This is a genomic window from Streptomyces sp. NPDC048751 (assembly GCF_043198595.1).
Classification (GTDB): Bacteria; Actinomycetota; Actinomycetes; order Streptomycetales; family Streptomycetaceae; genus Streptomyces.
On the sequence record NZ_JBICUX010000003.1, the window covers coordinates 598871 to 625763 of the forward strand.

General features: G+C 71.2%; 27 protein-coding genes. 11 read left to right on the forward strand and 16 right to left on the reverse strand.

Translation table 11 applies throughout. The annotated features are described in order from the left end of the window. The first annotated feature begins 236 nt into the window (after positions 1 to 236). Complete coding sequence (locus ACGFNV_RS14480; RefSeq protein ID WP_393622337.1) at positions 237 to 1355, forward strand: NlpC/P60 family protein; 1119 nt, start codon at positions 237 to 239, stop codon at positions 1353 to 1355. A 331-nt stretch (positions 1356 to 1686) separates the two neighbouring features. Next, the gene (locus ACGFNV_RS14485) at positions 1687 to 2991 is read left to right on the forward strand and encodes a PP2C family protein-serine/threonine phosphatase (protein WP_393622339.1); all 1305 of its coding nucleotides are present in this window, start codon (positions 1687 to 1689) and stop codon (positions 2989 to 2991) included. Between the two features lie 41 nt (positions 2992 to 3032). Here ACGFNV_RS14485 and ACGFNV_RS14490 read toward each other — a convergent pair whose 3' ends face one another. From ACGFNV_RS14490 to ACGFNV_RS14505, 4 genes are all read right to left on the reverse strand, one after another. Next, the gene (locus ACGFNV_RS14490; RefSeq protein ID WP_393622341.1) at positions 3033 to 3365 is read right to left on the reverse strand and encodes a DUF2516 family protein; all 333 of its coding nucleotides are present in this window, start codon (positions 3363 to 3365) and stop codon (positions 3033 to 3035) included. Positions 3366 to 3502: 137 nt separating this feature from the next. Next, positions 3503 to 4171 (reverse strand): hypothetical protein, encoded by a 669-nt coding sequence (locus tag ACGFNV_RS14495; RefSeq protein ID WP_393622343.1) that lies wholly within the window; start codon positions 4169 to 4171, stop codon positions 3503 to 3505. Between the two features lie 77 nt (positions 4172 to 4248). After that, positions 4249 to 4761 carry a helix-turn-helix domain-containing protein gene (locus ACGFNV_RS14500; RefSeq protein ID WP_393622344.1) on the reverse strand — a complete coding sequence of 171 codons (513 nt, stop codon included), beginning with the start codon at positions 4759 to 4761 and terminating at the stop codon, positions 4249 to 4251. Between the two features lie 98 nt (positions 4762 to 4859). Then, entirely contained in the window at positions 4860 to 5483 is a 624-nt protein-coding gene (locus ACGFNV_RS14505) for a TetR/AcrR family transcriptional regulator (protein WP_393622346.1), read from the reverse strand. A 74-nt stretch (positions 5484 to 5557) separates the two neighbouring features. Between ACGFNV_RS14505 and ACGFNV_RS14510 the strand changes: the two genes are divergently transcribed. Beyond that, on the forward strand, positions 5558 to 5980 hold the full coding sequence (locus ACGFNV_RS14510) for a hypothetical protein (protein WP_393622348.1): 423 nt from the start codon (positions 5558 to 5560) through the stop codon (positions 5978 to 5980). Positions 5981 to 5994: 14 nt separating this feature from the next. Here ACGFNV_RS14510 and ACGFNV_RS14515 read toward each other — a convergent pair whose 3' ends face one another. After that, a complete protein-coding gene (locus ACGFNV_RS14515) occupies positions 5995 to 9687 on the reverse strand; it encodes a helix-turn-helix domain-containing protein (protein WP_393622350.1) in 3693 nt (1230 codons plus the stop codon). A 109-nt stretch (positions 9688 to 9796) separates the two neighbouring features. Here ACGFNV_RS14515 and ACGFNV_RS14520 point away from each other — a divergent pair, with 109 nt between their 5' ends. The 4 genes from ACGFNV_RS14520 (at position 9797) to ACGFNV_RS14535 (ending at position 16239) form a co-directional block, all read left to right on the forward strand. Continuing rightward, positions 9797 to 11011, forward strand: a complete 1215-nt coding sequence (locus tag ACGFNV_RS14520; protein WP_393622351.1) for an acyltransferase family protein — start codon at positions 9797 to 9799, stop codon at positions 11009 to 11011. Between the two features lie 265 nt (positions 11012 to 11276). Beyond that, positions 11277 to 13469, forward strand: a complete 2193-nt coding sequence (locus ACGFNV_RS14525; RefSeq protein ID WP_393622352.1) for a phosphotransferase — start codon at positions 11277 to 11279, stop codon at positions 13467 to 13469. A gap of 52 nt (positions 13470 to 13521) precedes the next feature. Next, on the forward strand, positions 13522 to 14169 hold the full coding sequence (locus ACGFNV_RS14530) for a TetR family transcriptional regulator (protein WP_393622354.1): 648 nt from the start codon (positions 13522 to 13524) through the stop codon (positions 14167 to 14169). Between the two features lie 51 nt (positions 14170 to 14220). Then, positions 14221 to 16239 (forward strand): HelD family protein, encoded by a 2019-nt coding sequence (locus ACGFNV_RS14535; protein WP_393622355.1) that lies wholly within the window; start codon positions 14221 to 14223, stop codon positions 16237 to 16239. Positions 16240 to 16265: 26 nt separating this feature from the next. Here ACGFNV_RS14535 and ACGFNV_RS14540 read toward each other — a convergent pair whose 3' ends face one another. Then, a complete protein-coding gene (locus ACGFNV_RS14540; protein WP_393622357.1) occupies positions 16266 to 17180 on the reverse strand; it encodes an NAD(P)-dependent oxidoreductase in 915 nt (304 codons plus the stop codon). A 71-nt stretch (positions 17181 to 17251) separates the two neighbouring features. Between ACGFNV_RS14540 and ACGFNV_RS14545 the strand changes: the two genes are divergently transcribed. After that, on the forward strand, positions 17252 to 17629 hold the full coding sequence (locus ACGFNV_RS14545) for a winged helix-turn-helix transcriptional regulator (protein ID WP_393622358.1): 378 nt from the start codon (positions 17252 to 17254) through the stop codon (positions 17627 to 17629). 55 nt (positions 17630 to 17684) lie between these two features. Here the strand turns inward: ACGFNV_RS14545 and ACGFNV_RS14550 are convergent, their stop codons facing one another. Then, entirely contained in the window at positions 17685 to 18407 is a 723-nt protein-coding gene (locus tag ACGFNV_RS14550) for an HAD family hydrolase (protein WP_393622530.1), read from the reverse strand. 41 nt (positions 18408 to 18448) lie between these two features. Then, complete coding sequence (locus ACGFNV_RS14555) at positions 18449 to 19321, reverse strand: FadR/GntR family transcriptional regulator (RefSeq protein ID WP_393622360.1); 873 nt, start codon at positions 19319 to 19321, stop codon at positions 18449 to 18451. 163 nt (positions 19322 to 19484) lie between these two features. Between ACGFNV_RS14555 and ACGFNV_RS14560 the strand changes: the two genes are divergently transcribed. Beyond that, positions 19485 to 19673, forward strand: coding sequence for a hypothetical protein (locus tag ACGFNV_RS14560; RefSeq protein WP_393622362.1), 189 nt, complete (start codon positions 19485 to 19487; stop codon positions 19671 to 19673). Between the two features lie 39 nt (positions 19674 to 19712). Here the strand turns inward: ACGFNV_RS14560 and ACGFNV_RS14565 are convergent, their stop codons facing one another. From ACGFNV_RS14565 to ACGFNV_RS14575, 3 genes are all read right to left on the reverse strand, one after another. Then, entirely contained in the window at positions 19713 to 20630 is a 918-nt protein-coding gene (locus ACGFNV_RS14565; RefSeq protein WP_393622363.1) for a winged helix-turn-helix domain-containing protein, read from the reverse strand. Positions 20631 to 20929: 299 nt separating this feature from the next. Next, the gene (locus tag ACGFNV_RS14570) at positions 20930 to 22186 is read right to left on the reverse strand and encodes a GNAT family N-acetyltransferase (protein ID WP_393622365.1); all 1257 of its coding nucleotides are present in this window, start codon (positions 22184 to 22186) and stop codon (positions 20930 to 20932) included. A gap of 138 nt (positions 22187 to 22324) precedes the next feature. Further along, positions 22325 to 22942, reverse strand: a complete 618-nt coding sequence (locus ACGFNV_RS14575) for an aerial mycelium formation protein (RefSeq protein WP_393622367.1) — start codon at positions 22940 to 22942, stop codon at positions 22325 to 22327. Positions 22943 to 23110: 168 nt separating this feature from the next. Here ACGFNV_RS14575 and dtd point away from each other — a divergent pair, with 168 nt between their 5' ends. Continuing rightward, entirely contained in the window at positions 23111 to 23536 is a 426-nt protein-coding gene (gene dtd, locus ACGFNV_RS14580) for a D-aminoacyl-tRNA deacylase (protein WP_389423822.1), read from the forward strand. A 22-nt stretch (positions 23537 to 23558) separates the two neighbouring features. Here dtd and ACGFNV_RS14585 read toward each other — a convergent pair whose 3' ends face one another. The 3 genes from ACGFNV_RS14585 to ACGFNV_RS14595 are packed head-to-tail and all read right to left on the reverse strand — an operon-like array spanning position 23559 to position 25565. Beyond that, positions 23559 to 24524 carry a YgfZ/GcvT domain-containing protein gene (locus tag ACGFNV_RS14585; protein WP_393622369.1) on the reverse strand — a complete coding sequence of 322 codons (966 nt, stop codon included), beginning with the start codon at positions 24522 to 24524 and terminating at the stop codon, positions 23559 to 23561. Positions 24525 to 24534: 10 nt separating this feature from the next. Next, complete coding sequence (locus ACGFNV_RS14590) at positions 24535 to 24972, reverse strand: Fur family transcriptional regulator (RefSeq protein ID WP_393622371.1); 438 nt, start codon at positions 24970 to 24972, stop codon at positions 24535 to 24537. Positions 24973 to 24989: 17 nt separating this feature from the next. Then, positions 24990 to 25565: an FABP family protein gene (locus ACGFNV_RS14595; RefSeq protein WP_133929141.1), complete on the reverse strand. Its 576-nt coding sequence runs from the start codon at positions 25563 to 25565 to the stop codon at positions 24990 to 24992. A gap of 239 nt (positions 25566 to 25804) precedes the next feature. Here ACGFNV_RS14595 and ACGFNV_RS14600 point away from each other — a divergent pair, with 239 nt between their 5' ends. Further along, positions 25805 to 26167: a DsrE family protein gene (locus ACGFNV_RS14600; protein ID WP_393622373.1), complete on the forward strand. Its 363-nt coding sequence runs from the start codon at positions 25805 to 25807 to the stop codon at positions 26165 to 26167. A 50-nt stretch (positions 26168 to 26217) separates the two neighbouring features. Here the strand turns inward: ACGFNV_RS14600 and ACGFNV_RS14605 are convergent, their stop codons facing one another. Together ACGFNV_RS14605 and ACGFNV_RS14610 are read right to left on the reverse strand one after the other, a co-directional pair. Then, positions 26218 to 26481: a DUF3099 domain-containing protein gene (locus ACGFNV_RS14605; protein WP_133929143.1), complete on the reverse strand. Its 264-nt coding sequence runs from the start codon at positions 26479 to 26481 to the stop codon at positions 26218 to 26220. 90 nt (positions 26482 to 26571) lie between these two features. After that, on the reverse strand, positions 26572 to 26859 hold the full coding sequence (locus ACGFNV_RS14610; RefSeq protein WP_028421436.1) for a DUF1416 domain-containing protein: 288 nt from the start codon (positions 26857 to 26859) through the stop codon (positions 26572 to 26574). Between the last annotated feature and the right edge of the window lie 34 nt (positions 26860 to 26893).

Genomic DNA, 26893 nt, shown 5'->3' on the forward strand with positions numbered 1-26893 from the left:
CGCCCCCTCAGGCTGCCTGCCCGCCCACACCGCCCACCCTCTCCGACCTGCCGGGAACGATCTCCGTGAGTCGGTCGTCACACAGGTGGGGAGATCGCCCTGCGGGGGAGGAAAAAGGGCAGCGAGCGGGGAGAGAAACGAGGGAAGCCTTCCCCCTGTCGTTTTGCGCCACGCCATGGCACGATCCCTCAGGCGACCGTATGTTACTGACGGTTAATCAGTTTGGGGGATGGGGTATGGGACGGGGCAAGCGCGGCCTTCTGGCGATGGCTGTGACCGTCGTCTGCGCGGCCACCGTGCTCGGGGCACCCGGCACGGCGTTCGCGAGCCCGACCCGCACACCGACCCCGGTCGGCACGCCGTCGCCGACTTCCACACCGCCGCCGGCCACCAGGGTCCCGACCCCGGCCCCCAAGCCCGGCAAGGACCTCGAGGCCGTCCGCGAGCGGCTGGACGCGCTCTACCACGACGCGGCCGTGGCCACCGACGCCTACAACGCCGCCGAGGAGAAGGCCGAGAAGCAGTCGGCCGAGATCGTCGCGCTGGCCAAGAAGATCGTCAGGGGCCGGGAGAGGCTGGACGAGCTGAAGGACCGCGCGGGCGCCGCGGCCCGCTCCCAGTACCGCACGGGCGGACTGCCCGACGAGGCCCACCTGATGCTGAGCGACAACCCGCAGGCGTTCCTCGACGGCGCGGGCCGCGTCCAGCAGGGCCAGCGCGCCACGAAGGGGCTCCTCGCCGAACTGACCCGCACCCAGCAGGACTTGGAGCAGTACTCCACGGACGCCTCCGCCCAGTGGCAGAAGATGGAGTCCAACCGCAAGACCAAGGCCGAGGCGCAGAAGAGGATCGAGAAGCAGATCGCGGCGGCCGAGAAGCTCGAGTCCCAGCTGGAGAAGAAGGAGAAGGAGCGCCTGGCCCAGCTGGAGAAGGAGGCCGCCGACAAGGCGCAGACCGCCTGGCTGGACTCGGGCGCCATCGAGGAGGTCGGCGGCACCTCGACCGAGCAGGGCGAGAAGGCCGTGGAGTTCGCGACGGCCCAGATAGGAAAGCCGTACGTGTGGGGCGCCGAGGGGCCCGATTCGTACGACTGCTCCGGGCTGACCTCACAGGCGTGGGCGGCGGCCGGCCACGGCATCCCGCGCACCTCGCAGGAACAGTGGCGGCAGTTGCCGCACGTCGACGTCAAGGACATGCGCCCCGGCGACCTGATCATCTACTTCGACGACGCCAGCCATGTCGCGATGTACATCGGCGACGGCAACATGGTCCACGCTCCCCGGCCGGGGCGGACCGTGACGATCGCGGGCGCGGGCTCGATGCCGATCCTGGGCGTGGTGCGGCCGGACGCGTGAGGTGAGATGCCGGGCCCCGGATGTGAGCCGCACCATTTCGAGCCTTACGGCCCATCTGTCCACATGCAGCGCGGAGATGAGACCCGGGCCACGTGACCCAGCACACGCCGATCGGCCACCAAACTCCGGGGGGACGTGACCTTCGTCATCCCTCCCTGGTGACCCACGTGTCCAACTGCGCTCCATAAAGCGGCATATGACAGTGGTCTGGCGTGAAGCCGGGTGTCTCCTGCCATTCCGCTGCGGCACTCTCTACCGCTATGGTCCCCGTCGGTGGGGCGAGGTCCCTCGCCCTAGCCAGCCCTCGGGGGGAGGGAAGGAACTCAGGACAATGCCCGTACCGATACCGCGGCAGAGAGCGATCCCGGCCGTGGAGTGTGGTCAGGCGCAGCCCGCGCCCGCAGGCGTCACTCCCTCCAAGGAAGAAGCCACGAGCAACGAAGACGTGGCGGACGGCGCCACCCAGACGAACCTGACACTGCTGCTGATCGAGGACGATCCCGGCGGCTCGCCGATCGTGCCCGATCTGCTGGACTCGGCAGGCAAGCCGATCCGTGTGCGCACCGCCCGCAACCTCACCGAGGCCGAGCGACTGCTCACCGACGACGTCCACTGCATCCTGCTCGACCTGGCGCTGCCCGCGCCCGGCCGTGACGCGGGCGACGACGAGCTCGCCGTGCTCCGGCACGTACTGGAGCTGGCACCCCGACACGCCGTGCTGGCCCTCACCGCGTCCGGCGACACCGAGCGCGGCACCGAGGCGGTGCGCGTCGGCGCCCAGGACTACCTCTTCCGCGACGAACTGGACGGACGGCTGCTGAGCCGCGCCATCCGGTACGCGGTGGAGCGCAAGCGTTCCGACTCCGCCGAGCGGCGGCTCGCCGAGGGCCGGGTGCGCGCTCAGGAGAACCGTCGCCTGGAGCGGGGCCTGCTGCCCACGCCGCTGCTGGAGGGCTCCTCGCTCCGCTTCGCCGCCCGCTACCGCCCCGGCCGCTCGCGCGCGCTGCTCGGCGGTGACTTCTACGACACCGTGCGCACACCCGACGGCACCGTGCACGCCATGATCGGCGACGTCTGCGGGCACGGCCCCGACGAGGCCGCGCTCGGCGTGGAGCTGCGCATCGCGTGGCGGGCGCTGACCCTGGCGGGGCTGTGCGGCGACGAACTGCTGGGGACGCTTCAGCAGGTCCTGGAGCACGAGCGCTCCGACGACGAGATCTTCGCGACGCTGTGCACGGTGGACATCGCACCGGACGGTCGCCGCGCGGGCCTGTGCCTGGCCGGGCATCCGGCTCCGCTGATCTCCCGTCCCGGGCGGCCCGCCCAGCTGTTGCCGTACGACAACAACGGCCCCGCGCTGGGGCTGCTGCCGGGTGCGCGCTGGCCGCGTATGCAGGTGGAGCTTGGCTCTGAGTGGAGCCTGATGCTGTACACCGACGGGCTGATCGAGGGCCGGGTCGGTGAGGGCCGGGAGCGGCTCGGTCAGGACGGCATGGTGTCGCTCGTGCGTCGGCAGCTGGCTGAGGGGCTGCGGGGGGAGGAGTTGTTGCGGGCCGCGGTGAACGAGGTGCGGCGGCTGAATGGTGGGGAGCTGACGGATGACGTGGCTGTGCTGATGCTGGAGCGGGCGGGCTGAGGCGGAGTCCGTTGCCGGCTCCGCCCCTTGCCGGGCGCTCTTCAGCGGCCGCCGTTGTAGGGGCCGTACGGTCCGTCGCTGCTCGAGCCCCTGCGGCTGCGGCCGCCGCCCGAGAGGCCTCGTAGGGCGGGGCGTACGTCGACCATGTACACGATGGTCGCGACGAGGCCGATGATGGGCAGGAACGACAGGATGTTGAAGATCAGGTTCACCACGAAGGCGAGCCCGAGGACGATCAGCCAGAACGGCTTGGTCTTCTTGTCGGCCGCGCGATAGGCGTCCTCGCGGCGGGTGGCGGCGTCGATCAAGGCAAAGCCGCTGAACAGGATGAGGGCCACACTCAGCAGCCACATGAACCCTGCGAACCCCTGCATCAGCACAACGTCCACCACCTGTTTCGGCTCGTCACTACGCGGTCACGGTACCCGCAACCGCAAGCCCACTACCCGGAACAACGGGCCGGACACCATGGAAGTGCCCGGCCCGTCGCCACTGATCCGACGCGGCGGCGTCACTTGGCCGGCGGCGTGGTCTTCTTCGTGGTGGTGGTGGTCTTGCGGGCGACCGGGGCCTTCTTGGCGGCGGGCTTGTTCGCCGGGGCGGGCTGGGCCTTGGCCTCGGCGGGCTTCGGCGCCTCCTTGACCGCGGTCGGCGCGGGCTTCGCCTCGGTCTTCGGCTCGGTCTTCGGCGCGGGCTCCGGCTCGACGACGATGGCGAGCTCCTCGATCTCGTCGGCGGCCTCGCCACGCCAGGTGCGCACGGCCTGCTCACCGTGCTCGGCGACCTTCTCGTAGGTCTCCCGGGCCTTGACCGCGTACTCGGCGGCGACGCCGACGCTGCGCAGGGCGAGGTCCTGGGCGGTCTCGCCGATCTTCTTCAGGTCGGCGTCGAGGTTGCTGCCCAGCTTCTTCAGGTCGACGTCGATGGTGCCGATGAACTCGCCCACCTTGGACTGGATGGTCTCCTGCGCCTCCTTGGCGCGGGCGGCGGCCTTCTCCTGCACGGCCTTCGGGTCGGTGCTGCGGACCGCCTCGAAGCGGGCCGGGGCCTCGGTGCGCAGCTGCTCCACCAGGCCGGGCACCTTCTTGGCCTGCTGAAGGGCCAGGTCGGCGGTGCCGGCGGCGAAGTAGAGGGGGGTCGGGTCGGTCAGGGTCTTGCGCAGGTCGTCGGTGATGGCCATGGTGATGGTCCTCCCGGATTCACGTTCGGCTGAGGGTTTTGGTGGTCCGCAGTCGGGCGGCCGGTCCCCTGGTCCGGTCAACTGGCCGTCTGCTGCGGATCGGCGTCGCTGCCGTCGGCCGTGCGGGGACGGCGTACGGCGGTGCCGTCGTCGGCGGCGGTGCGGGTGTCGCGTATCGCCGCGTCGCCGGCCTGGGCGTCCGCCGCGCCGTCGCTCTCCGCGATGCGGACGGCGACGACCTCGAATCCGTTCTCCTTGCGGAAGGACTCGTAGATCTGGAGCAGCGCCTGCTTCTGCTGCTCGGTCAGCGTGGGGTCGGCGAGGATGACGGCGCGCGTCTCGACCTCGTCGCGGTCGCGCTCGGCGTCGAGAATGCCGGCGCGTACGTACAGCGTCTCGGCGGAGATGCGCAGGGCCTTGGCGACCTGCTGCAACACCTCCGCGCTCGGCTTGCGCAGCCCGCGCTCGATCTGGCTCAGATACGGATTGGACACCCCGGCGGCGTCGGCGAGCTGCCGCAGCGACAGCTGCGCGGTGCGCCGCTGTTCGCGCAGGTACTCACCGAGATTGCCGACGTTGAGCGATGCCATGCCTCCACCTTGCACCATCGTCGCTAACTATTGCAAGCACCTGCTTGCAATAGTGCGCCACGCCACCCTGACGATGCGGCTGCGCCCCTGACCGCCCATCACGAAGCATCCGCGTTCAGATCGATGAGGGACATGCCGGACGCCAGAGCGCGGGCGGTGTCGGCGAAGTACTGTTCGTCGGCGCCGGAGGCGAGGCCGAGGGTGACACCCTGGCTGAGACCGACGAACAGCGCCCTGAGCGCGGTGGTCAGACGTTGCGCCTGCTGCGGCGTCACCACCCTCCCGTTGTGCGACCTTCCGGCGAACAGTTCGATCAGGTGAGTTTCCTGCGACCGGACGGACGTGGCGAGCTGCGCCCCCAGCTCTGGGTCGTGCAGGGCCATGTCCAGCAAGGTGATCTGGAGCGACAGGCCGGACAGCGCGTCCGGGGCGTCACAGCTGCGCCGGTAGTACCGGGCAAAGGCGTCGACCGCTTCCAGCAGGTCAAGTCCAGGGGGGACCGCCTGCTCGATCTCCTCGTAGTACGGCCGCAGGTAGTCGGCGACCAGGGCGACCACCAGGCCGTTCTTGCTTCCGAACAGGGAGTAGATGGCACCGGTGGTCAGGTCGGCGCGTTCGGCGATCTCATCCAGCTTGGCCCGGTAGCCGTCCCGGGAAACGACCTGGAACGCGGCGTCCAGCAAGGCGCGGCGGTTGCGTTCCTTGGCCTCCGCTCTTGTCATTCTCATAATTTGATTATTGCCGTAATCTCGTTACGGAACCAGCCCAGTCAGGGCGAGCTTCGAGGAGGACGCTCATGGCCCAGGTCGTGTCAGCACGAGTGACTCGCCAGACGGTGGGAGCCCTCGCCGATGGCGCCTTCAAGGTGTTGCTCGCCGCTGTCTGCATCGCCGGCGCTGCCCCGCTCGGCCGGTTACTCGGCACGTCGGCCTGGCTGATGGTCGTCTCAGGCACAGCCCTGTTGATCGGCGGCGGCATCGAGATCAGATACACGCGCAGCCGGTCGATGCGCACCTACACGCGGCTCATGATCGCCTACGACAGCGGCTGGGTGGTGGCGGCCCTGACCGGCCTCCTGCTGGCGCGGCAGGGCAGCGGCGCCGGGGGCGAAGTGTGGATGGGGTACCAGACAGCCGCCCCCCTCGTGTTCGCCGCACTGCTGGTCGCCGCCGCCCCTGTGCAGATGGCCTCGGGCACTCAGCGCGACACCTCGGACTGAGCGAGACCGGAGCGTCACGCGGCCGGCCAGCACGTGTCGACGGCCTCGCAGACCGCGTGGATCGCGCGGGCCGGATCAGGCAGGTCGACGTCCCACAGCCCGACGGAGCCGCCCGTGCTGATGGCCAGGGTGCGTCCGTCCGGGCTGAACGCCACCCCTGCGAGCGAGCGGGTCGGCAGGGTGAGCCTGGCCTGGCTGGTGGCGAGGTCCCACAGCTGGACTCCTCTCGCGCTGCTTGCGGCCAGGGTGCGTCCGTCGGGGCTGAAAGCCAGCGACGCCACCTCACCGCTGACTCCGAAGCTGTCCTGAAGCCGACCGGTGCGCGCATCCCATGTCTTCACGGATCCGTTACTGCCGCTTGTGGCCAGGGTGTGGCCGTCCGGGCCGAACGCGAGGGACAGCAGACTCCCGGTGCTCGGCTTGATGGTGCGCTGTGTGCGGCCGGTCGCGGCGTCGAGCAGCGTGACCTGATCGGCGCCGACCTCGATGTCCAAGACGGCAACGGTGCGGCTGTCCGGGGTGAACGCCAACGCCCTGACGGATTGGCCGTGGCCGGTACGGGCGGTGTGCAGTGCGCCGGTCGGAAGGTGCCAGATCCGCACCGATCCCTTCTCGCCGACGAGGGCGAGCCGTGTCCCGTCGGGGCTGAGGACCGCCGTGTCGCCGACGGCCAGGGCACGGCTTTGGCGAAGGCGGCCCGTGGCGACATCCCGGATCTCGATCACCCCGTTCTCGGTGGCCCTGGCAGCCAGGGCACGGCCGTTCGGGCCGAACCCCACAGCCCCGAGGCGGGAAACCGGGAAAGGCAGTTGCTGCCCTTGGGGTGCCGGGTCGGCGTCGAGCGCGAGTGCGGCTTCGCGATCGCCGGTCCTGACATCCCAGAGTTGTACCGCCCCACGGCCGGGCGGCCCTTGGCGAACCGTGCCCACCGTGCGTCCGTCCGGACTGAATGCCATGTCTGCGACGTGCGTGCCGGCCTGGCCCGGCAGAGTGGTCCGCGGGCGATCGGCGGGCAGGCGGTGGACGCGGATGGTGGGGTCCGCGTTGCTGCTGGTCACCAGGGTGCGGCCGTCCGCGCCGAGGGCCACCTTCATGGCCCCGCGTCCGTGGTGACCGGCGGTCACGGTGGCCCGCAGCTCACCGGAGACGGTGTCCCACAGCCGCACCTTGTCACCCGGACCCGGGATGGCGAGGGTCCGCCCGTCCGGGGCGAAGGCCAGTTCGTCCGCAGAGCCGGGACCGTCCCTGATGGTGCGCCGGACCTTGCCGGTGGCCACCTCCCGCAGTTGCACCGAACCGTCGGCGCGGAGGGCCGCGCAGGTCCGGCCGTCAGGGCTGAAAGCCACCGCGGTGCCCTCGATCCGGCTCCCGTGGGCGGGCCGGGTGCGGCCGGTGGCCACGTCCCACACCCGGACCGGGACGTTGCGGCTCACCACCGCGGCGACGGTACGTCCGTCAGGGCCGAAGGCGACCGCCTGTGGCTCCGGGAGACCCGTGAAACTGTGCCGCTTGCGGCCGGTGGCCACGTCCCACACCCGTACAGCGCTCGCCGAGGCGGCGGCCACGGTACGGCCGTCAGGGCTGAAGGCGGCCCCGCGCACCGCACCGTCGGGGAGGGTCAAGGTGCTGAGCTTCCTGCCTGCGACCGGATCCCACAGGTCCATCCCGCCGGTGCTGCCGGCGGTAGCGACGGCGAGGGTGCGTCCGTCGGGGCTGAACGCCAGGACTTCGTCGATGTGGTCGCCGGTGAACGTCCGTCGGAGCCGGCCTTCGGGCAGGTTCCAGATCCGCACTTTGCCGTCCCGGCTCTGGGCGGCGAGGGTGTGTCCGTCCGGGCTGAGGACGATGGACTGCACGGGCTCGGTGCCGCTGACCAGGCGCTTGCGCAGCGGTAACGCCGCGGCGGCGTACAGGGCGGCGGTGGCTTCGCGGGTCGGGCTGGTGCGGTAGGCCCGGACGGCGAGCAGTGAGGCGCGATCGGGGTCGGTGTCCAGCAGTGCGCTGGACTGGGCGGCCAGTTGCCGGGACTGGGCGAGGTGCTGGGCGGTGACCGCGCTCTGCCGCTGCCGCACGGCGAGGCCGGCGGCGACGAGGGCGAGGCACAGGGCGGTGGTGAGCGCCGTGAGCATCAGCCGGTACCGGCGACGGCCCTTCTGCTCGTGGGCGCGGCTCGCGTCGAGGAAGGCGTGCTCCACGTCGGTCAGGTCCTCGCGCGTGGCGCCGTCGAAGTGTTCCTGGGCGACGGCGAGCCGGCTCCCCCGGTACAAGGCGCCCGTTTCGCGGCCCAGTTCCTGCCAGGCGTGGGCCGCCTCGGTCAGGTTCCGGTGCACACGCAGGCGTTCGCGGTCCTCCTCGATCCACCCGCGCAGCCGGGGCCAGGCCGTGATCAGGGCCTCGTGGGCCATCTCGACCGTGTCGCCGTCCAGGGTGAGCAGCCGCGCCCCGGCGAGTGCCTCCAGCACCTGAACGGTGTCGTCGCGGCCGGTGCCTGGCACTTCCGCGCGCTCGACGGGACGGCGGGTGTCGGGGGTGCCTTCCCCACTCTCGGCTTCGCTCGAGCGGGGGGACCCCCATCCGGGGGCGACCAGGCGGAGCAGCACCCGGCGGGCGGCGGTCGCCTGGGCCTCACTGAATCGGCCGTAGACCTCCTCGGCCGTCTTGGCGATCGCGCCGTCCAGGCATCCGGCCGCCTCGTAGCCCGCCATGGTCAGGGTCTTGCCGCGGCGGCGGCGCCAGGTCTCCAGCAACGCGTGGGACAGCAGCGGCAGCCCGCCCGGCGCGTCGGCGACCTCCTCGACCAGTCGGGTGGTGAGGGCGCGTTCCACGGTCAGTCCTGCGGCCGTGGCCGGCTTGACGACGGCGTCGCGCAGTTCCGCCGGGCTCATCGCACCGGCCAGCAGGTTGGCGTCGCGCAGTGCGTCGGCCAGGCCCCGGTGCTCGGCGCAGCGGCCGTAGAAGTCGCCGCGCACCGCCACCAGAACCCGTAAGCGGCTCTCGGGCTCCCGGGCGGCCAGCAGCAGATCGATGAAGCGAGCGCGCTCCGTCGCATCGTGGCAGAGGGTGAAGACCTCCTCGAACTGGTCGACGATCACGAACGTGTCCGTCCCGGCGCTGCCGGGGCCGGGGACCGCGGGGGCGAGAAGGGGCGCGTGGGTGCGGGCGGGACGTTCGCCCGGGGTCAGGATCCGGATCGCGGCCGGACGCAGGCCGGGATCCTGGGCCTGGCGGAGGACGGGTATCAGGCCGGCCCGCAGCAGGGAGGACTTGCCGCTGCCGGAGGGGCCGAAGACCGCCGCGAACCGCCGACGGCGCAGCAGGTCGACCAGGTCGGCGGTGAGCTGGGCCCGGCCGAAGAACAGGGCGCTGTCACCGGTCTCGAACCGTGCCAGCCCCCGGTACGGCGCGCGTGATCCGTCGTCGGCCCGAGAGCCGTCACCGGCTGACTCCTCCACCGCCTCCTGCCACCGGGCCTCCCACTGCGCCGCATCGCCGCCGCAGGCCCGTACGTAGGCCAGGACCACCGGCAGGGTGGGCAGTTGCTCCCCGGCCGCGGCCTGCGACAGCGTGGTCACCGAGTAGCCCGCCCGCTGGGCCAGGGCCCGGTAGGTGATCCCGTCGGCCTCCGCCCGCAGCTTGCGCAACTCGAACGCGAACCGCTGCACCGGCCCCGCCGCCGGATCCACCGGCACCTCATGACGACCCGCCACACCCTCACCCCCGCCGGCCCATTGTTCGGACGCCAGAACGGTACTGCCGAACAATGGTCGGGCCGCTGGACTCGGTGAGGTGACAACAACAGCAGGATCACCAGCGGCCATGACGACGGCCGGTCCCTCGCGGTCGGGCTGGCTCGACGCGTTGCGCGGTGTCGCCGCACTCGTCGTGGTGTTCGACCACTCGTCGTACACCTTCATGGCGGACTTCCGGCAGGAGCTGATGCCGCAGTTCAACACCAGCCGCTACGGCATCATGGTGTTCTTCCTGGTGAGCGGCTACATCATCCCCGCGTCACTGGAGCGCCGGGGCTGCGTCCGGACGTTCTGGATCGGTCGGATCTTCCGTGTGTACCCGCTGTGGGCGGCTGTCGTCGCGGTGGTCCTCGCCCTGGACCTCCTGGGCGTCGCGGAGCTGCGTGACTTCGGCGGGCAGAGCGCCGCCGCGGTGGCGGTCGCCCACGTCACCATGCTCCAGGAGTTGCTCGGGACACCGAATCTCCTCCTCGTCCTGTGGACGCTCTCGTACGAGATGGCCTTCTACCTGCTGGTCGTCGCGCTCTTCACGGTCCGCGTTCACGAGCGGTCCGCGGCGGTCGCCGTCGTCGTGGCCGTGCTCGCCGCCGTGAGCGTGACGGCGGGGGTCGCGCTGCCGCCCTCCGCCCTGTCCGGCCTGGTCGGTACCGGTCCGCTGATCGCGTTCGCCTCGGTCACCATGGGGGTCGCGATCTGCTGCGCGAGTGCCGGGTCACCCGTGCTGCGGGGGTTCGGAGGTGTGCTGGGCGGCGTGCCGGCGCTCGTCCTGGTCCCGTTCAACGGGACGGTCCCGATGTGGGAGGGCCTGGTGATCCTCGCCGTGATGTTCCTGGGCACCGCCGTCCACCGCGCCGAGCACGGTCGGAGCACCTGGCGCTGTGCGGCCGGCACCGCCGTCGTGGTGGTCGCCTGTGCCGTGGGGAGCGCGTACCGGTACGGCGACGGCGACCACTTCACACGGCGCGGCTGGATCGTCGCGTTCCTGCTGGCCGTGCTCACCTTCGGCGCCGGGCTGGCGGCGCGCCGGCGGCGCATACCGCGGACGCTGACCGCGCTGGGCACGATCAGCTATTCGGTCTACCTGGTGCATCCGGTGCTGCTGGCGGTGATCGACAGCACGATCGGCCGACGGCGGCAGGACAGTCTCGCGCTCGAAGTGGCGTTCTTCGCCGTGCTGCTGCCCCTGTGCCGGCTGACCCACCGTTACGTCGAAACGCCGAGCCAGATGTGGGGCCGCAGGCTGGCCCGTCGTATGCGGCCGCGTGACGAGCGAAACGGGTGATCAACCGGAGTGAGAGGGCGGTGAGTTGTGGGAGTGGCTTGAGTGAGCCATGAGGTGCGTGCGCTACCATGCGCGGACCGAATGAGCAACCGCTCCGGTTCACGCGTATGGGATGGCGAACAAAACCGGCCAGCCTCGAACGCGCCTCGTGCAGCACCCGCGCAATGCCTGACGCAAAAGAGTGGCCGGCGCGCGGAGTAATCGCCGCGTGTTTACCGTTTGCATACCGTCCGTCACATCTTCGTCTCGCACCCCGGAGCGGCCAGTGGGCGCACCTCCTCCTCCCCGTCCCGTGTACGGAGGCCGCCCGGCGCCGTACGGGATCCTCGGCGAGTTCGTGGGACGAGCCGTGCAGCAGGGGCGGGAAAACGGCGGGAACCACAACCTGAACCACGTCCTGCCGGCCACGGAGCGGGTCGCACCGCTGCTGGGTGTGGACCCGGGCACCCCCGTGATGGTGCGGACACCGCGCCCCGGGACGCTGCCCGTGGTGATCCGCACCTGGGAGAACGAGCCGAAGATCCTCGACGCGATCGGCGGGACGCTGCCGAACGTGCCGCGCTGCCTCGCCAAGGGCCACGGCTTCGCCATCCACACGTACGCGGAGGGCGAGCCCCTGTCCGCCGTCTGCCCCGACGACAAGCCCGTCGACTCCCTCCGCGTCCAGGAGCTGACCGGACTCCTCGCCCGCACCACCCAGGTGCGCCGCGCCGCGCTGCCGCCGCTGCCCGCCGTCTGGCCCCGCAACCTCACGGACAGCCAGGGCTTCCTGAGGACGCTGGCCCTGCTCGCCGACGAGCAGGTCCGCAAGCCCAACTGGCCCGTCTTCGGCGGGCTGTTCAAGGCGCTCGGCATTCCCGAGGACGCCCTCGTCCGGCTCGCCGAGCGGGTGCCGTCCATGGCGCGGCGGCCGTACGCCCTGCTCCACACGGACCTGCACCGCGACAACGTCATCGTCGAGAGCCGTTCCGAGGGCGCCCCCCTCCGCCTCGTGGACTGGGAGCTGGCCAGCTACGGCGACCCCCTTCACGACCTCGCCACCCACCTCGTCCGCATGCGGTACCCGAAGGACCAGTGGGACGAGGTCACCGGGGCCTGGGAGCAGGCCGTGCGGCAGGTCCGCCCCTCCGCCGCCAACGGGATCCACCGGGATCTCTCCCGCTACGTCGACTTCGAGAGGGCGCAGTCCCTCTACCCCGACGTCATGCGCGCCGCGCGCTCACTGGAGGACGCGCCCGGCGAGGCGCGCCTGGCCACCGCCACGCGGCAGGTGCTGCGCGCCCTCCGGGCGGCGACGCGGCCCCTGGGGCTGGGGAGCGTGCCGGACGCGCCGGAGATCGAGCGGGCCCTGTTCCGCTGGCTGGCCTCCCGCAACGCGGGACTGCGCACCAATCGGGGTTGGGTCGCACGGGCGTTCGCCATCGAGCCCGACCGCCGGCTCCCCCACCGCCCCGACTTCCCCGCCTCCGCCGTACGCGCCGCGCTGCTGGCCGAGGGGGCCGCTCCGGCGAACCTGGTCTTCAAGGGCACCGCCCACCTGAACTCGGTGGTGCGGGTGCCGGACGTGGACTTCCCGGTGGTGGTCCGGCGCCGGCTGCCGCACGTCTGCCGACGCGAGCGCAGCTTCCTGAGCGAACACGCCGTGCTCAACGCGATCCACGGTTCGGCGGCGAACGTGGCCGCGCCCCGGGCCCTCGCCCTGGGCAGGAGCTACGGCGACGAGGCCTTCACCGTCCAGACCTACGTCGGCCCGCCCGACATCGACCGCCCGCCGAACCACCCCGTGCACGGCCTGCTGCCGCACGAGGCGGACGGGCTCGTGAACCAGCTCTGCTCCCTGCGGCACGTGAGGTACAAGGAGGTCGACCCGGCCGCCGGGGAAGGCAGCTTCTTCACCTGGCTGTGTGGACAACTCGTCGAACTGGTCGCCGAGTTGCCGGAGGAGACCCAGCGCATGGCCCGGCACCTCGGCCTGCCCGACGCGCACCGGCTGGCACAGATCCTGGGCCGGCTGACGGTCAGTGAGCGCAGACCGGCCCTGCTGCACGGCGACCTCAACCCGTGGAACCTGGTCCGCCGGGACGACGCCCTCGCGCTGACCATCATCGACTGGGAGATGGCGGTGGTCGGGGACCCCCTGTACGACCTGGTCCGGCACCTGCACCTCACACCGACCCGGCCGGAGATCCGCGACCGCATGTTCCGCCGCTGGGCCGCGGCACTGCCCCCCGAGTACACCGTGAACTGGGCGCAGGACTGGCCCGTCTACCGCTCGATCGAGACCGTGCGCTCCGCGTACATCGACCTCGACCGCCTGGTGACGGGCGCGAGCCTGGACGTCCCCAACGTCCGCCGCGCCGTCGACTCCTACGCGATGACCCTGGCGGCCGCCACCGGCTCCCTGGGCCTGCCCACCCGCACCGCGACCGCCCCCTGCCTGGCACGGGCGTTCGCCTGACCGTCGCCCGGCCGGGGGAGGCACGCGCGGGGGGATGCGTAGGCTCGGCGGCATGAGTGAGATCGGGCTGCGGGAACGCAAGCGGCAGCGGATGTACCAGGCGGTGTCGGACATCGCCGTCCGGCTGTTCCTGGAGAAGGGGTTCGACGCGGTCTCCGTCGCCGAGGTGGCCGCGGCGGCGGAGATCTCCAAGCCGACCCTCTTCCGGTACTTCCCGGCCAAGGAGGACCTCGTCCTGCACCGGATCGCCGACCACGAGGACGAGGCGGCGCGGGTCGTCACCGGGGCGGGCGAGGGCGTCTCCCCGCTGGGGGCGCTGCGCCGGAACTTCCTCGACGGTCTCGACCGCCGCGACCCCGTCACCGGTCTCAACGACCACCCCGAGGTCCTGGCCTACCACAGGCTCCTCTACGGCACCCCCTCCCTGGCCACCCGCATGTACGCCCATCAGGAGCGTTCCGAGGCGGCGCTCGCCGAGGCCCTCGGCGGCGATCTGGCGGCACGGCTCGCCGCCGCCCAGATCGTCGTCGTACAGCGGGTCCTGGCGCTGGAGAACTGGCGGCGGATCGCGGACGGTGAGCGGCTGGAGGACGTACGGCAGGACGCGGTGGCAGCCGCGGAGCGGGCGTTCGGGCTGCTGGAGAAGGGGCTGCCGTGGCTCGCGGAAGAATCTGGCCTCGGTGAAGACGAAAGAATCTAAGCCTCGGTAAAATATTTAACCCGGTCACGTTTTTAGGGGTACGCTCGGTGCATGCCGACGAGCCTCGACCACCAGCTGCGCGCCGAACGCACCCACCACGACACCTGCCGTTCCGCACTCGCCGCCATGATCGAAGGCGCCGACGAACACGTCGTCACCGGGGAGGACGTCTCCGCCTCCGGTGCCGACGCCGAGGTCCTCGGGTACCGGCTGCGCAGCCGGGCCAAGGAGTTGAAGGAACTGCCCGAGGGTCCGCTGTTCTTCGGGCGGCTGGACTTCGCCGGGGGCGAGCACGACGGGCTGAGCTACCACGTGGGGCGGCTGCGGATCAGCGAGCACCCCGCCTCCCCGCCCCTCGTCGTCGACTGGCGCGCGCCCGTCTCCCGCGCCTTCTACCAGGCCAGTGCCCGGGAACCGCAGGGCGTCGCCGTCCGCCGCCGCTTCGGCTGGGCGCCGGGCAGCCGGGGCGACTCCGCCGACCTCACCGGTCTGGAGGACGAGCACCTGGGCCGGGGCGAGTCCGGGCCGAGCGACATCGTCGCCCGGGAGATCGAGCGGCCCCGCGTCGGCCCGATGCGCGACATCGCGGCGACGATCCAGCCGGAGCAGGACGACCTCGTCCGCGAGGACCTCACGGTCTCGGTGTGCGTGCAGGGCGCCCCCGGCACCGGCAAGACGGCCGTCGGTCTGCACCGCGCCGCCTACCTGCTCTACACCCACCCCCAGCGCATCCGGCGCGGCGGTCTGCTCATCCTCGGCCCCAACCGCACCTTCCTCTCCTACATCGCGGAGGTGCTGCCCTCCCTCGGCGAGACCGGCGTACGGCAGTCCACCCTCGCCGACGAGATCGCACGCCACTCCGTCACCGGCGCCGACGACGACCGGGCCGCCCGGGTGAAGCACGACGCGCGCATGGCCGAGGTGCTGCGGCGGGCGCTGTACGCGCGCGTGGACGTCGCCGGCGCCGGCGACCTCGCCGTGCCGGACGGCTCCTACCGCTGGCGGGTGTCGGGCGAGGAGCTCGCGCGGATCGTGTCGGACGTACGGGCGGAGGAGCCGCCGTACGGCGTCGGGCGGGAGCGGGTGCGGATGCGGATCGTGCGGCGGATCCTGGAGCAGGCCGAGCGTCGCAGCGGACCGCCCCCCAACGCGTGGGTGCGGGGGCTCGAACGGGCCAGGGCGCTGAGCGCGTACGTCGACGCCGTGTGGCCGAAGGTGCGTCCCGAGGAGGTCGTCGCCCCGCTCCTCTCCGACGCCGAGGAGCTGGCGCGGGCGGCGGAGGGCCTGCTGGACGCCGACGAGCAGCGGGCGCTGCTGTGGACGCGGCCGCCGCGCTCGCCGAAGTCCGCGCGCTGGTCGGCCGCCGACCTGGTCCTGCTCGACGAGGTGGCCGGGCTCATCGAGCGTCCCGAGGGATACGGGCATGTCGTCGTCGACGAGGCGCAGGACCTCTCCCCGATGGAGTGCCGGGCGATCGCGCGCCGGGCGGACTTCGGTTCGATGACGGTGCTCGGCGACCTGGCGCAGGGGACCACGCCGTGGGCCGCCCGGTCCTGGCGGACGCTCCTCGCCCACCTGGGGAAGCCGGACGCCCCGGTGGTCCCGCTGACCACCGGCTTCCGGGTCCCGGAGGCGGTGCTCACCCTCGCCAACCGGCTGCTCGACCGCCTCGACGTCGACGTCCCGCCGGCCCGCTCCCTGCGCCGCGACGGCGAACTCCGCCTCCGCGAGGCCGACGGCGACCTGCCGGCCGCGGTCGTGGCCGCCGTACGCGACGCCCTCGCGCAGGAGGGATCCGTCGGCGTCGTCACGGCGGACGCGGACACCGCCCGGGTGCGGGAGGCCCTGCACGCGGCGGGCCTGGGGCCCGCGGGCCCCGACGACCCCGCCGCCCGCCTGACCCTCGTACCGGCCGGCCTCGTCAAGGGCCTCGAGTACGACCACGTCGTCGCCGTCGAGCCCGCCGCGATCGCGGAGGCGGAGGAACGGGGCGCCCACCGGCTGTACGTGGTCCTGACCCGGGCGGTGTCCCGGCTGGACGTGGTGCACGAACGGCCCCTGCCGTTCTGACGGCCGGACCCGGCCCGGAAACCGGGCTACTTGCCGCCGAGCAGTTCCGCGACCCGCGTGTAGCCGTCCGCGCCATGGCCGCGGGCGATGACGCGGCGGGCCTGGCCCTCGGCCGCGCGCATCACGCTCGCGTCGATGCCGTGGGCCTCGGCGGTCTCGACGACGTGGGCCATGGTGGAGACGGTGGAGGTGATGGGGTTGCCCTCGCCGGAGAAGGAGCCGCTGTCGACGTCGTCCGCCCACTCCGCGAACAGCGGCGGCAGGATCGCGCCGATGCCCTGGGCGAAGGGGGCGAGTTCGCGAGCGGTGATGCCCTCGGCCCGGGCGACGGCCAGGGCGTGCACATAGCCGACCATCGCCGTCCAGAAGATGTCGAGCAGGGCCACGTCGTAGGCGGCGGCCCGGCCGATGTCCGTGCCGAGGTGGGTGTGGGTGCCGCCCAGGGCGTCCAGGACGGGACGCACCTCCCGGTAGAGGTCCTCGGGGCCGCTGTGGATGAACACCGCGTCCGGGGTGCCGATGCTCGGGGTCGGCGTCATGATCGCGCCGTCCAGGTAGCGGACGCCGTGCGCGGCCGCCCAGTCGGCCGTGGCGCGGGCCCGGGTCGGGGTGTCGGCGGTGAGATTGACGAGCGTACGGCCCTTGAGGGCGGCCGTGACCGGCTCGTCGCGCAGGATGCCGTCGGCGGCGTCGTAGTTGACCACGCAGACCACGGTCAGCGCGCTCGCGGCGACCGCCTCGGCGGCGGACGCGGCGCCTGACGCCCCGCGTTCCACCAGCTCCCGGTCCCGGCCCGGGGTGCGGTTCCACACCGTGGTGCGCACCCCCGCGTCCAGGAACGCACCGGCCAGCGCCCGGCCCATCGGGCCCAGACCGAGAACGGTGACGGCCAACCGGTCGGTCGGCTGACCGGCGGACTGGTCGGCAGGCTTGGAGGACATGCTTCAACTCCTAGGGAAATAAGTACAGTTACGATGAACGAGACGGGCACTTGCTGACGAATGGGACGGGAATGACACGCGAGCGCGCCAAAAACCCGAACGTCTGTGGAGTCACCGCCGCGATCGCCGTGATCGACGGCAAGTGGAAGACCTCGCTGCTGTGGCTGCTGGAGTCCGGGCCGCACCGGCCCGCTGAACTGCGCCGGCTACTGCCGGGGCTCAGCGAGAAGGTGCTGACTCAGGCACTGCGCGAGATGGAGGAGGACGGGCTCGTGCACCGCGAGGTGCACGACGTCCGGCCGCTGAAGACCGTCTACTCCCTCACCGACTTCGGCCGAGACCTCTCCGAGGCCATCGCGCCCCTCTCCGACTGGGGCCACCGCCGCCTGGACAGACTCGCCGAACGCACCTCCGTCTCCCCCGTCCCGGCGGCCCCGTCGGCCACCTGAGAACAGCCTCGCCGGGACGGCGGACGGTGCCAAGTACGTACAAAAAAGTGGGTACCTACGGGCGCTTGGCCCGGACCAGCTCCAGTACGGGTTCGAGGGTTTCCACGACGCACTCGGCGCCGGCGTCCGTGAGGAGCTTGGCCTTGCGTTCGTTGCGCGCGTAGCCGAGGAACGGCACTCCGGCGTTCGCGGCGGCCTCGAGGTCGGTGGGCGTGTCGCCGATCATCAGCGCGTCCGAGGGTGCCGAACCCATGCCGCGCAGCGCGCGGTTGAGGCAGTGCGGGTCGGGCTTGAGGAGGTGCAGGTCCTGGGTGCGGCCGTAGACGTGGGGGGTGAAGCAGGACACCAGGCCCCGGCTCGCCAGGTATCGGCCCACGGACCGCGGGGAGTTGTTCGTGGTGATCGCGAGGCGCGAGCCCACCGCGGTCCAGGTCTGTATCAGGATGTCGGCGTACGCGGTGGGCATGGCCGACACCGCGGCCTGCAGTTCCTCCTGGGTGAGACGTTCCTCCAACTCCACCACCAGGTCACTGCCGGGGTGCCGGCGGTCCAGGGCGCGCAGGACGATCTGCGGGTCCAGGGTCTCCCGCTCGGCGTCCGTCAACAGGCCGTGCAGACCCCTGCTCTCCAGCCACTCCACGAGGTCGTCCGCCACCTGCTCCGCCCTGTGGCGCGCGAACAGCCGGCAGATCGGCCCGTCGAAGTCCCAGAGCACGACTCGCGCACGAGTGATCAGCTGTCGCAGTCGGTCGCTGTCGTTCCCGGTGTCCGCCGCCACCCGTTCGGACCGCGTGGTCTCAGAAGTCACTTCAGAAGTCACTAGGAGAGTGTCAGGTCCGACGTGATGGTTTCCCAGAGGGCATCGAACCACTTCTGGGATTCCTTTACGAACGAGGCGTCGCGTTGACCCGTTCGTTTGACGAAGGAGAAGAGCAGCGACTGGGCGCCGAGGACGTCGTACATGTCCAGGGTCTGGCTGCCCCACTCCTCCTCCCGCCGGGTGAGGGTGTAGTAGCCCATCAGCGCCTCCTCCCCGTTGAGCAGGTACAACTTGACCGGCGGGGTGAACGGCAGCGCGCGGAAGGCGACGTGGACGTCGATGCCGTGCGTGGAGCGCAGGGTGAGCAGGTTGTGGCGCAGGACCTGCAGTTGGGCGTTGCGCATCGACAGCCAGCGCTGGTGGACCGGGTCGCCGTCGCCCTCGACCGGGACGGGGAAGGCGAGGTTGATGTCGCGGGACGGCACCAGAATGCGCACGTCGATCGTCTCGGGGCGGATCCGGCCCTCGTGGATCATCCGGAGCGACTCGCCGAGCGCCAGCATCAGGGTCTCCGCCGTGTGGCAGACGACGTCGATGCGCACCTGCCGCGCCGAGAACGCCTCCAGCAGTCGCGGCGCGAGCCCGACCATCGTGGGCTGGGGTTCCTCGCGGGCCGGCGCCGGCTCGGCGATGCGCGGCGGGCTGCCCTTGCTCACGTTGCTGAGCAGCCCGTCGTCCTGGAGCGCCCGCAGTGCCTGGCGGATCGAGCCGCGCTCCACGCCGAACTCCTCGGCGAGTTCGGCCTGGGTGGGCAGGCGGTCCCCCGCCTTGAGCTCTCCGGCCCGGATCCGTTCGCGGAGCACGTCGGCGATCTCCTGCGGCGAAACTCTTCTGCTGCCGTTCACTGCCACGTTCTCCTGAGTCACGACCAAACGCTACAACTCTGATCCATCTATGTGGAGTTGTTTGAAAGTTGTTTATAGGTGGCCACCAAGTGGGGACAACATATACAGAGTTGGCTGCCAACTTGATGAAGTTGGCGGAAGTTTTGCCTCCGTCTCGACAACGCCCGGGAGCACCTAAGGGGGAACCATCATGCCTGCCCTCGCCATTCTCTCCGCCGTCTTCATCGTCGGCTTCGAACAGGCCATCCAGGTGAAGTACGGCGCCGCCGGCTTCATCGGCCTGATGCTGCTCACCGTCGGCATCAAGGCCAAGAGCCCGGCCGTGAGCTCCGTCGGGGCGGTCGTGCTCGCCCTCCTGGTCGCGGGACCCGCCCTGTGAGGAATCCGGGTCGCCCGGGTCAGCCGCCCTGGGGGACGATCAGCTCGTGAGCACCAGGTCCGAACTGATCGTCTCCCAGAGCGCGTTGAACCACAGGTGGGACTGCTCCACGAACGTCGTGTCCCGCAGCCCGGCACCCTGGGCGAAGGCGAACAGCATCGACCGGGTGCCCTCGGCGTCGTACATCTCCAGCTGCTCGTGGTCGATCTCCTGCTCGCGCCGCGTGAGCGTGTAGTACGCGAAGAGCGCCTCGGAGCCGTTGAGCAGATACAGCTTCACCGGCGGGGTGAAGGGCACCGCGCGGAAGGTGACCCGCACGTCGATGCCGTGCGTCGCGCGCAGCGCCAGCAGGTTGTGCCGCAGCACCTGACCCTGGGCGTTGCGCTGGGCCAACCAGCGGTGCTGCAGCCGGTTGTGCTCGGTGGCGGCGTCCACGAGCGTCGGGAAGGCGAGGTCGATGTCCCGGCTGGGCAGCAGGACCCGGACGTCGATCTTGGCCGGTTTCAGCTCCCCCGCGTGGATGCGGCGCAGCGCCTCGCCGAGGGCGAGCGTGAGGGAGATGGAGGTCAGACACAGGGCGTCGATCTCGACGTGGGCGGCCGTGAACGCCTCGGCTATGCGCGGGGTGAGGGCCACGGTGGTGGGCAGCGGCGGGGCGGCCGGACCGGCCAGGGCGCGGGCGCGCCCCAGGTCCGGGGCGACGGTGGCCGGGCTGCCCTTCGAAACGTTGGTGAGCAGGTGCTCCGCCTGGAGGATGCGCAGGGCCTGGCGTACGGCTCCGCGCTCGACCCCGAACTCGTCGGCCAGCTTGGCCTGGGTGGGCATGCGCTCGCCCGGCCGCAGCACACCGGACCTGATCCGGGTGCGCAGCTCCTCGGCCACTTCGTGGTGTGACTTCTGTGGCCGTTGTGGCCTCTTCCGTCCATTGACGGGGGCGTGTTCCGGGTCCACAACCAAACACTACAACTTCCCGCCATCTTTCGGCAGTTCATGGGAAGGTGGTTATGAGACGCTTCCAAGCGGAGATAAGTACAGTGAAGTTGGTCGCCAACTTCAACGACATGGTCAAACTTGGAGGATCGGGCTCCCTTCCGGAGGGGAGCCGGGAGCCCGGCCGTCCAGCACAGTCACAACTCCACAGGGCCCACAGGGCAGCGCACAGCCACAACTTCACACCGACAACTTCATACAGCTCACCAGAGCACAGCTACGGATGCAGTACTTCCCCACCGTCCCCACCGCCCAGCGGAAGGAGCTCAGAACATGTCCGGGCACCAAGGCCGCCTGGACGTGCGCAGCAGGGCGTCGGCCGACCGGGCGGCGCCCGCTCGTTCTTCCCGCACCCTGCCCAGCGCCGCGAGTCGCACCGCCGACTCGTCGCCCAGCCACAGCGCCGCCAACTCCCGCACGTCGAGGGCGAGGTCGGCGCTCCGCGTGGTCCGCGTGCAGGACGCCCCGGCCGCCGACGCCTCCAGCAGGTAGCGCCCGCCGGCCAGCCCGGCCCCGTCGGCGACCTCCAGCACCAGCGAGCCCTCACCGTCGTACGAACGCGCCTCGAGGGCCCGTACGACGTCCAGGAGCCGCACCCACAGCCAGTCCGCCTGGCTGGTGATCCTGGCCGCCCTGGGGTCCGGCAGGAGGAGCGGGAGCAGGTCGTCGGGGGCCCGCCAGCCCGACTTCACCGTCACGACCCAGTCGATCGAGCACATGTAGTGCCACAGGGCACGCTCGGCGGCCGGGTTCGCCGCGATCAGCCACCGCACGCTCGCCGTGTTCGTCGGCTGCATCTTGCCGTCGCCCCAGAGACCGTCGCTGCGGTACGACACCAGACCCTGCACCTCGCCGTCGGCCGAGCGGTGGACGGCGTAGAAGGGCTCGGTCCACGAGGGCTCGAAGCGCACGTCACCGGTGTTCACCCGCCACCACATCTCGTCGCGGCTGACGGCGCCCGGCTGTGCCCGGCGTATCCGCTCGTGCAGGTCGGGGCCCAGCTTGCGGACGTCCTCGCCGTCCACGAGGTCGATCCGGCCGCCGTCCTCGGGACCGGACCAGCGCGGGTCGAGACCGGACCGCGGCACGTCGATCGTCCACTCGCTCGCCGACGTGGCGGGGCCGAAGCCGTAGCGGCCGTAGATCGGGTACTCGGCCGCGATGAGCGTGGCGACCACGTCCTCCCGCTCCTTCGCCGCGGCCAGGTCCTGGCTCATCATGCGGGTGAGCAGGCCGCGGCGGCGGTGCGTGGCGGTGACCGTGACGCCTGTGACGGCGTTCGCGGGAACGGCCCTGCCCTCGGCGGCCGTGAGCTCCTGGGCGAAGGACTTGAAGGTCGCCACACACCGGCTGCCCTCGAAGGCGCCGAGATAGCGTCCGGGCACGAACTGGGTGCGTCGGGCTTCGAGTTCGGCCTCGGAGGTGACGGGCTCGCGCAGGAAGCCGGCGTTGATGGCGCGGAGCCACTCGGGGAGCTCCGCCTCGGTGATGGGACGTATGTCGATGTCGGCGCGGGGGGTCATGGGCCCACGGTAGGGGGAGGGTGGTCGGGGTGTCGTGAGGATTTCCCCGGGCCCACCGCGGTGGGGGCCCGGGCGCAAGCCCACCCCCGTCCCCACGCACCCCGCCCGCCCACCAGCGGGCCCCGAGCGCCGGAGGGCTCACACCAGCAGGTCGTCCACCTGGGCCTCGCCGTCGCGGTAGCGGCGGGTGATCTCGGCGCTGCAGTCGTCGGCCGTGCGCTGCAGCCGCTGCCTGCGCCTGGAGACCTGCTGCTCGTAGCGGACGAGCCGGCCCATCGCGGTGTTCAGCTCGGGGTCCGTGCGCGCGCCCAGGTCAGAGAGCTCGACCTCGCCGAGCATGTCCGCGGCCAGCCGCCGGTACTCCTCGTTGTGCGGAGTGCCCAGCGTCACATGGCGCGCCGAGGAACGGTGGCGGGCCGGGGCGTCCCTGAGGATCTCCGGGAGCCGCTCCACGACGGACGACTCCCCCGGCGCCACGACCGACGCGGGACCGCGCCGCGCCAGCTCCGCCCGCAGGATGTCGATGCGCCCCTGGAGCAGCCGCCGTACGTAGCTCAGGTCGGCCTCGTCGCGCTGGGCGTCCCGGCGCAGGGTGCGCAGCTCGGGCAGGCTCAGCACGGCAAGGTCGTGTTCGGGCGGATCTACGGGCAGCAGCGGGCTGTCGGTGCGCTGTGCGGGCGGCCGGGGGCTGTCCCGGTCTCCCTCGCGGGTCAACGAGACAGCCCCGGACTGCTGCCCGGTACTCGGTGTGCTCATGTGCCTCTACCGTCCCCTCGACCGGCGTGTTCCAGCATGGTGCCACCCCAAGTGGCCACTATGTGACCGAGTGCCCCCGAACGGCCCCAGATAGGGGCTTAAGGATCAAAAAGATGCCTGGTCCGGACCAAACGCGGACCGCCGTTCGTCACCCGGCATGATGGTCGTATGCGTGCAGTGGTGCAGAGGGTGGACGGCGCGAGCGTCGTCGTGGACGGCGAGACGGTCGGGGAGATCATCGGCGAGGGGCTGTGCGTCCTGGTCGGGGTCACCCACGAGGACACCAAGGAGAAGGCGGCCCAGCTCGCCCGCAAGTTGTGGTCGGTGCGGGTGCTGCACGACGAGAAGTCGTGCAGCGACATCGACGCCCCGCTCCTCGTGATCAGCCAGTTCACCCTCTACGGCGACGCCCGCAAGGGCCGCCGCCCCACCTGGAACGCGGCCGCCCCCGGCCCGGTCGCCGAGCCCCTCGTGGACGAGGTCGTCGCCCAGCTGCGCGCCCTGGGCGCGACGGTGGAGACGGGCCGCTTCGGCGCACACATGCGGGTGTCCCTGACCAACGACGGCCCGTTCACGGTACTGGTCGAGGTGTAAGGGGTCCTGAGGCCTTTACGGTCTACGGCTCTACGACGGTCTCCTGTGCGGCGGCCGTGGTGTCGGCGACCAGGGGCGCGTCCACCGGTACGTTGCGCTTGACCAGCGCGAGGGCGACGGGGCCGAGCTCGTGGTGGCGTACGGAGGTGGTGATGAAGCCGATCTTCCGACCGTCCGGGTCTTCGTCCGCGAGCCGGATCTCGGTGCCGCGGGGCGGCAGGTGGACCTCGCTGCCGTCGAGGTGCAGGAAGACGAGCCGGCGCGGGGGCTTGCCCAGGTTCTGGACGCGGGCGACCGTCTCCTGGCCGCGGTAGCAGCCCTTCTGCAGATGCACCGCCGAGCCGATCCAGCCCAGCTCGTGCGGGATCGTGCGGTGGTCGGTCTCGAAGCCGAGGCGCGGGCGGTGGTGCTCGACGCGCAGCGCCTCGTAGGCCAGGATCCCGGCCGCGGGGCCGGCCTTCTCGGCGTACGACTCCAGGTCGGCGCGCGGCAGGAACAGATCACGTCCGTACGGCGTCTCGCGCACGACGACGCCTTCCGGCACCTCGGTGATGGAGCCGGCCGGCAGATGCACGACCGCGAACTCGTCGGTGCGGTCGGCGACCTCGACGCGGTAGAAGAACTTCATCGACTCCAGGTACGCGATCAGCGCGTCCTGGGTGCCGGGCTCCACGTGGGCCCAGACCGTCTCGCCGTCGTCGACGAGGTAGAGCGCGTGCTCGATGTGGCCGTGCGCGGAGAGGATCAGCGCCTCGGTGGCCTCGCCGACGGGCAGCTCGCTGACGTGCTGGGTGAGCAGCAGGTGCAGCCAGCTGAGCCGGTCGTCGCCGGAGACGGACAGGACGCCGCGGTGCGAGAGGTCGACGAAGCCGGTGCCGTCGGCGAGGGCGCGCTGCTCACGGAACAGGTCGCCGTAGTGGGCGGCTACGCCTTCGTCCACGCCCTCGGCGGGAACGGCGCCGGGCAGGGACAGCAGGGGGCTCTTCATATACGTAAGCCTACGACTCGGTAGTTGAAGTCTTCACAGAGCAGTCCTTGCACCGGCCGAAGATCGCGAAGTGCTTCATGTCGGTGTCGAAGCCGAAGGTGTCCCGCAGCTTGGCCGTGAACTCCGCGGCCACCTTCACGTCCGCCTCGATGACGTTCTGGCAGTCCCGGCACACCAGGTGGATGTGGTGGTGCCGGTCGGCGAGGTGGTACGTCGGCGCCCCGTGCCCGAGGTGCGCGTGACTGACCAGACCCAGCTCCTCCAGGAGCTCCAGGGTCCGGTACACGGTGGAAATGTTGACCCCCGACGCCGTCTTCCGCACTTCCACGAGGATGTCGTCGGGGGTCGCGTGCTCCAGGGTGTCCACAGCCTCGAGAACAAGCTGACGCTGCGGCGTCAGCCGGTAGCCACGCTGCCTGAGGTCGCTCTTCCAGTCGGTGCTCACCACACCGACGAGTCTAGTGACTACTTGAAGAAGGCGATCCCGTCGTCCGGCATGTCGTCGGGCAGGGCCTTGGCCCAGCGCTCGACCTCTTCCGGGGTGACGACCTTCTTCAGGTGGGCCGACATGTAGGGGCGCAGCTCGACCTCGGGGGTCTGCTTCTCGCCGACCCACATCAGGTCACTCTTGACGTAGCCGTACAGCCGCTTGCCGCCGCTGTAGGGCTGCGAGGCGGCGGTGCGTGCCACGGCGTCCGTGACCAGGTCGATCTGCGGCTTCTTGTCGGCCAGCTCGCCGTACCAGATCTCGATGACGCCGTCGTCGCGGGTCATCGTGACCTCGACCTTGCGGGCGTCGACGATGCGCCAGAAGCCGGACTCCGTCTCCAGCGGCCGCACCTTGTTGCCGTCGTTGTCCAGCACCCAGGTGCGGGAGTGGTACTCCAGGAAGTCCCGGCCGTCGTGGCTGAAGCTGACTTCCTGCCCGAAGTTGCACTTCTCGGAGCCGGGGAAGTCGTGCACGCCCGCGCCGGCCCAATTGCCGAGCAGGAAGACGAGCGGGACGAGGTCCTTGTGCAGGTCGGACGGGATCTCAATCATGAGTGGAGGTTCCTAGACGACGTGATCAGCGCTGGCCCTGGTAAAGCTTCTTCACGGTCAGTCCGGCGAAGGCGAGCACGCCGACGCAGACCAGGACCAGCAGGGTTTCGAAGAAGATCTCCACGGGTGCTCCTTGAGCGAGGGTGGTCATACGACAGAGCCGGGCCCCAGCTTACGCGGCCGGGGTCGGGCCCTCCTTGTGAGGTGGGCCCTCCCGGCGCCGGGCTTACGATGCGGGCATGGCGAAGAAGCTCGTGATCAAGGTGACCGCCGGGGCCGATGCTCCCGAGCGTTGCTCGCAGGCGTTCACCGTGGCGGCGGTGGCCGTGGCCAGTGGGGTGGAGGTGTCGCTGTGGCTGACCGGGGAGTCCGCGTGGTTCGCGTTGCCGGGGCGGGCCGCGGAGTTCGAGCTGCCGCATGCCGCGCCGCTGCCCGATCTGCTGGACTCGCTGCTGGCCGGGGGGCGGGTCACGCTGTGCACGCAGTGCGCGGCCCGGCGGGAGATCACGGAGAAGGACGTCATCGAGGGCGTACGCATCGCGGGTGCGCAGGTGTTCGTCCAGGAGGCGCTGGGGGACGGGACGCAGGCGCTCGTCTACTGAGACACGGGGGCTGACAGACGGGGCCTGAGGGACGGGGTGAGAGACGGCGGTTACGGGCGCGGGCGTTTCTTGCCGTCCAGCTCGTCCCACCACTCGTCGGACTGCGGGTCCCCCGAAGGGTCGTCCCACCAGCGGTCCTCGGGGCCCCGCCGGTTGGCCACCATCGCCGCCACGGGCGGGATGAGCATGGCGACCACACACATCCCCACCGCCGCCGGCACCGACCAGAGGCGCACAACCCCCCAGGCCAGGACGAAGAGACCGACGCAGGTCCCCATCATGGCGAAGTAAACGTGCCGTCGCCGTGCGTACATGAGTCCAGGGTAGGTCCGGACAAGGCGGAAGGCCGCACCCCAGGCGTCCAACCCGGGGGGGTGCGGCCCTCCTTACGGTGCTGAGGTTGCTCAGACCGCGATCGCGACCTCCGCGAGGCCGCCCTTCTGGGCGACGACCGTGCGGTCGGCGGTGGCGCCGGGGACGAGGGCGCGTACGGTCCAGGTGCCCTCGGCCGCGTAGAACCGGAACTGGCCCGTGGCGGAGGTGGGGACCTCCGCGGTGAACTCGCCGGTCGAGTCCAGCAGACGGACGTAGCCCGTCACCGGCTCGCCGTCGCGGGTCACCTGACCCTGGATCGTGGTCTCACCAGGCTTGATCGTCGAGGCGTCGGGGCCGCCGGCCTTCGCTCCACACATGTCTTTCTCCAGAGGGGTCTGACCGGAAGGAAGG

Bases quoted from the DNA above. Each gene is read 5' to 3' on its own strand.
- ACGFNV_RS14575 (WP_393622367.1), bottom strand. From the start codon at position 22,942: ATGAGCACACCGAGTACCGGGCAGCAGTCCGGGGCTGTCTCGTTGACC.
- ACGFNV_RS14585 (WP_393622369.1), bottom strand. From the start codon at position 24,524: ATGAAGAGCCCCCTGCTGTCCCTGCCCGGCGCCGTTCCCGCCGAGGGC.
- ACGFNV_RS14535 (WP_393622355.1), top strand. From the start codon at position 14,221: ATGCCGACGAGCCTCGACCACCAGCTGCGCGCCGAACGCACCCACCAC.
- ACGFNV_RS14600 (WP_393622373.1), top strand. From the start codon at position 25,805: ATGGCGAAGAAGCTCGTGATCAAGGTGACCGCCGGGGCCGATGCTCCC.
- ACGFNV_RS14495 (WP_393622343.1), bottom strand. From the start codon at position 4,171: ATGGCCATCACCGACGACCTGCGCAAGACCCTGACCGACCCGACCCCC.
- ACGFNV_RS14570 (WP_393622365.1), bottom strand. From the start codon at position 22,186: ATGACCCCCCGCGCCGACATCGACATACGTCCCATCACCGAGGCGGAG.
- ACGFNV_RS14545 (WP_393622358.1), top strand. From the start codon at position 17,252: ATGACACGCGAGCGCGCCAAAAACCCGAACGTCTGTGGAGTCACCGCC.
- ACGFNV_RS14500 (WP_393622344.1), bottom strand. From the start codon at position 4,761: ATGGCATCGCTCAACGTCGGCAATCTCGGTGAGTACCTGCGCGAACAG.
- ACGFNV_RS14480 (WP_393622337.1), top strand. From the start codon at position 237: ATGGGACGGGGCAAGCGCGGCCTTCTGGCGATGGCTGTGACCGTCGTC.
- ACGFNV_RS14520 (WP_393622351.1), top strand. From the start codon at position 9,797: ATGACGACGGCCGGTCCCTCGCGGTCGGGCTGGCTCGACGCGTTGCGC.
- ACGFNV_RS14510 (WP_393622348.1), top strand. From the start codon at position 5,558: ATGGCCCAGGTCGTGTCAGCACGAGTGACTCGCCAGACGGTGGGAGCC.
- ACGFNV_RS14490 (WP_393622341.1), bottom strand. From the start codon at position 3,365: ATGCAGGGGTTCGCAGGGTTCATGTGGCTGCTGAGTGTGGCCCTCATC.
- ACGFNV_RS14540 (WP_393622357.1), bottom strand. From the start codon at position 17,180: ATGTCCTCCAAGCCTGCCGACCAGTCCGCCGGTCAGCCGACCGACCGG.
- dtd (WP_389423822.1), top strand. From the start codon at position 23,111: ATGCGTGCAGTGGTGCAGAGGGTGGACGGCGCGAGCGTCGTCGTGGAC.
- ACGFNV_RS14605 (WP_133929143.1), bottom strand. From the start codon at position 26,481: ATGTACGCACGGCGACGGCACGTTTACTTCGCCATGATGGGGACCTGC.
- ACGFNV_RS14595 (WP_133929141.1), bottom strand. From the start codon at position 25,565: ATGATTGAGATCCCGTCCGACCTGCACAAGGACCTCGTCCCGCTCGTC.
- ACGFNV_RS14560 (WP_393622362.1), top strand. From the start codon at position 19,485: ATGCCTGCCCTCGCCATTCTCTCCGCCGTCTTCATCGTCGGCTTCGAA.
- ACGFNV_RS14485 (WP_393622339.1), top strand. From the start codon at position 1,687: ATGCCCGTACCGATACCGCGGCAGAGAGCGATCCCGGCCGTGGAGTGT.
- ACGFNV_RS14530 (WP_393622354.1), top strand. From the start codon at position 13,522: ATGAGTGAGATCGGGCTGCGGGAACGCAAGCGGCAGCGGATGTACCAG.
- ACGFNV_RS14505 (WP_393622346.1), bottom strand. From the start codon at position 5,483: ATGACAAGAGCGGAGGCCAAGGAACGCAACCGCCGCGCCTTGCTGGAC.
- ACGFNV_RS14610 (WP_028421436.1), bottom strand. From the start codon at position 26,859: ATGTGTGGAGCGAAGGCCGGCGGCCCCGACGCCTCGACGATCAAGCCT.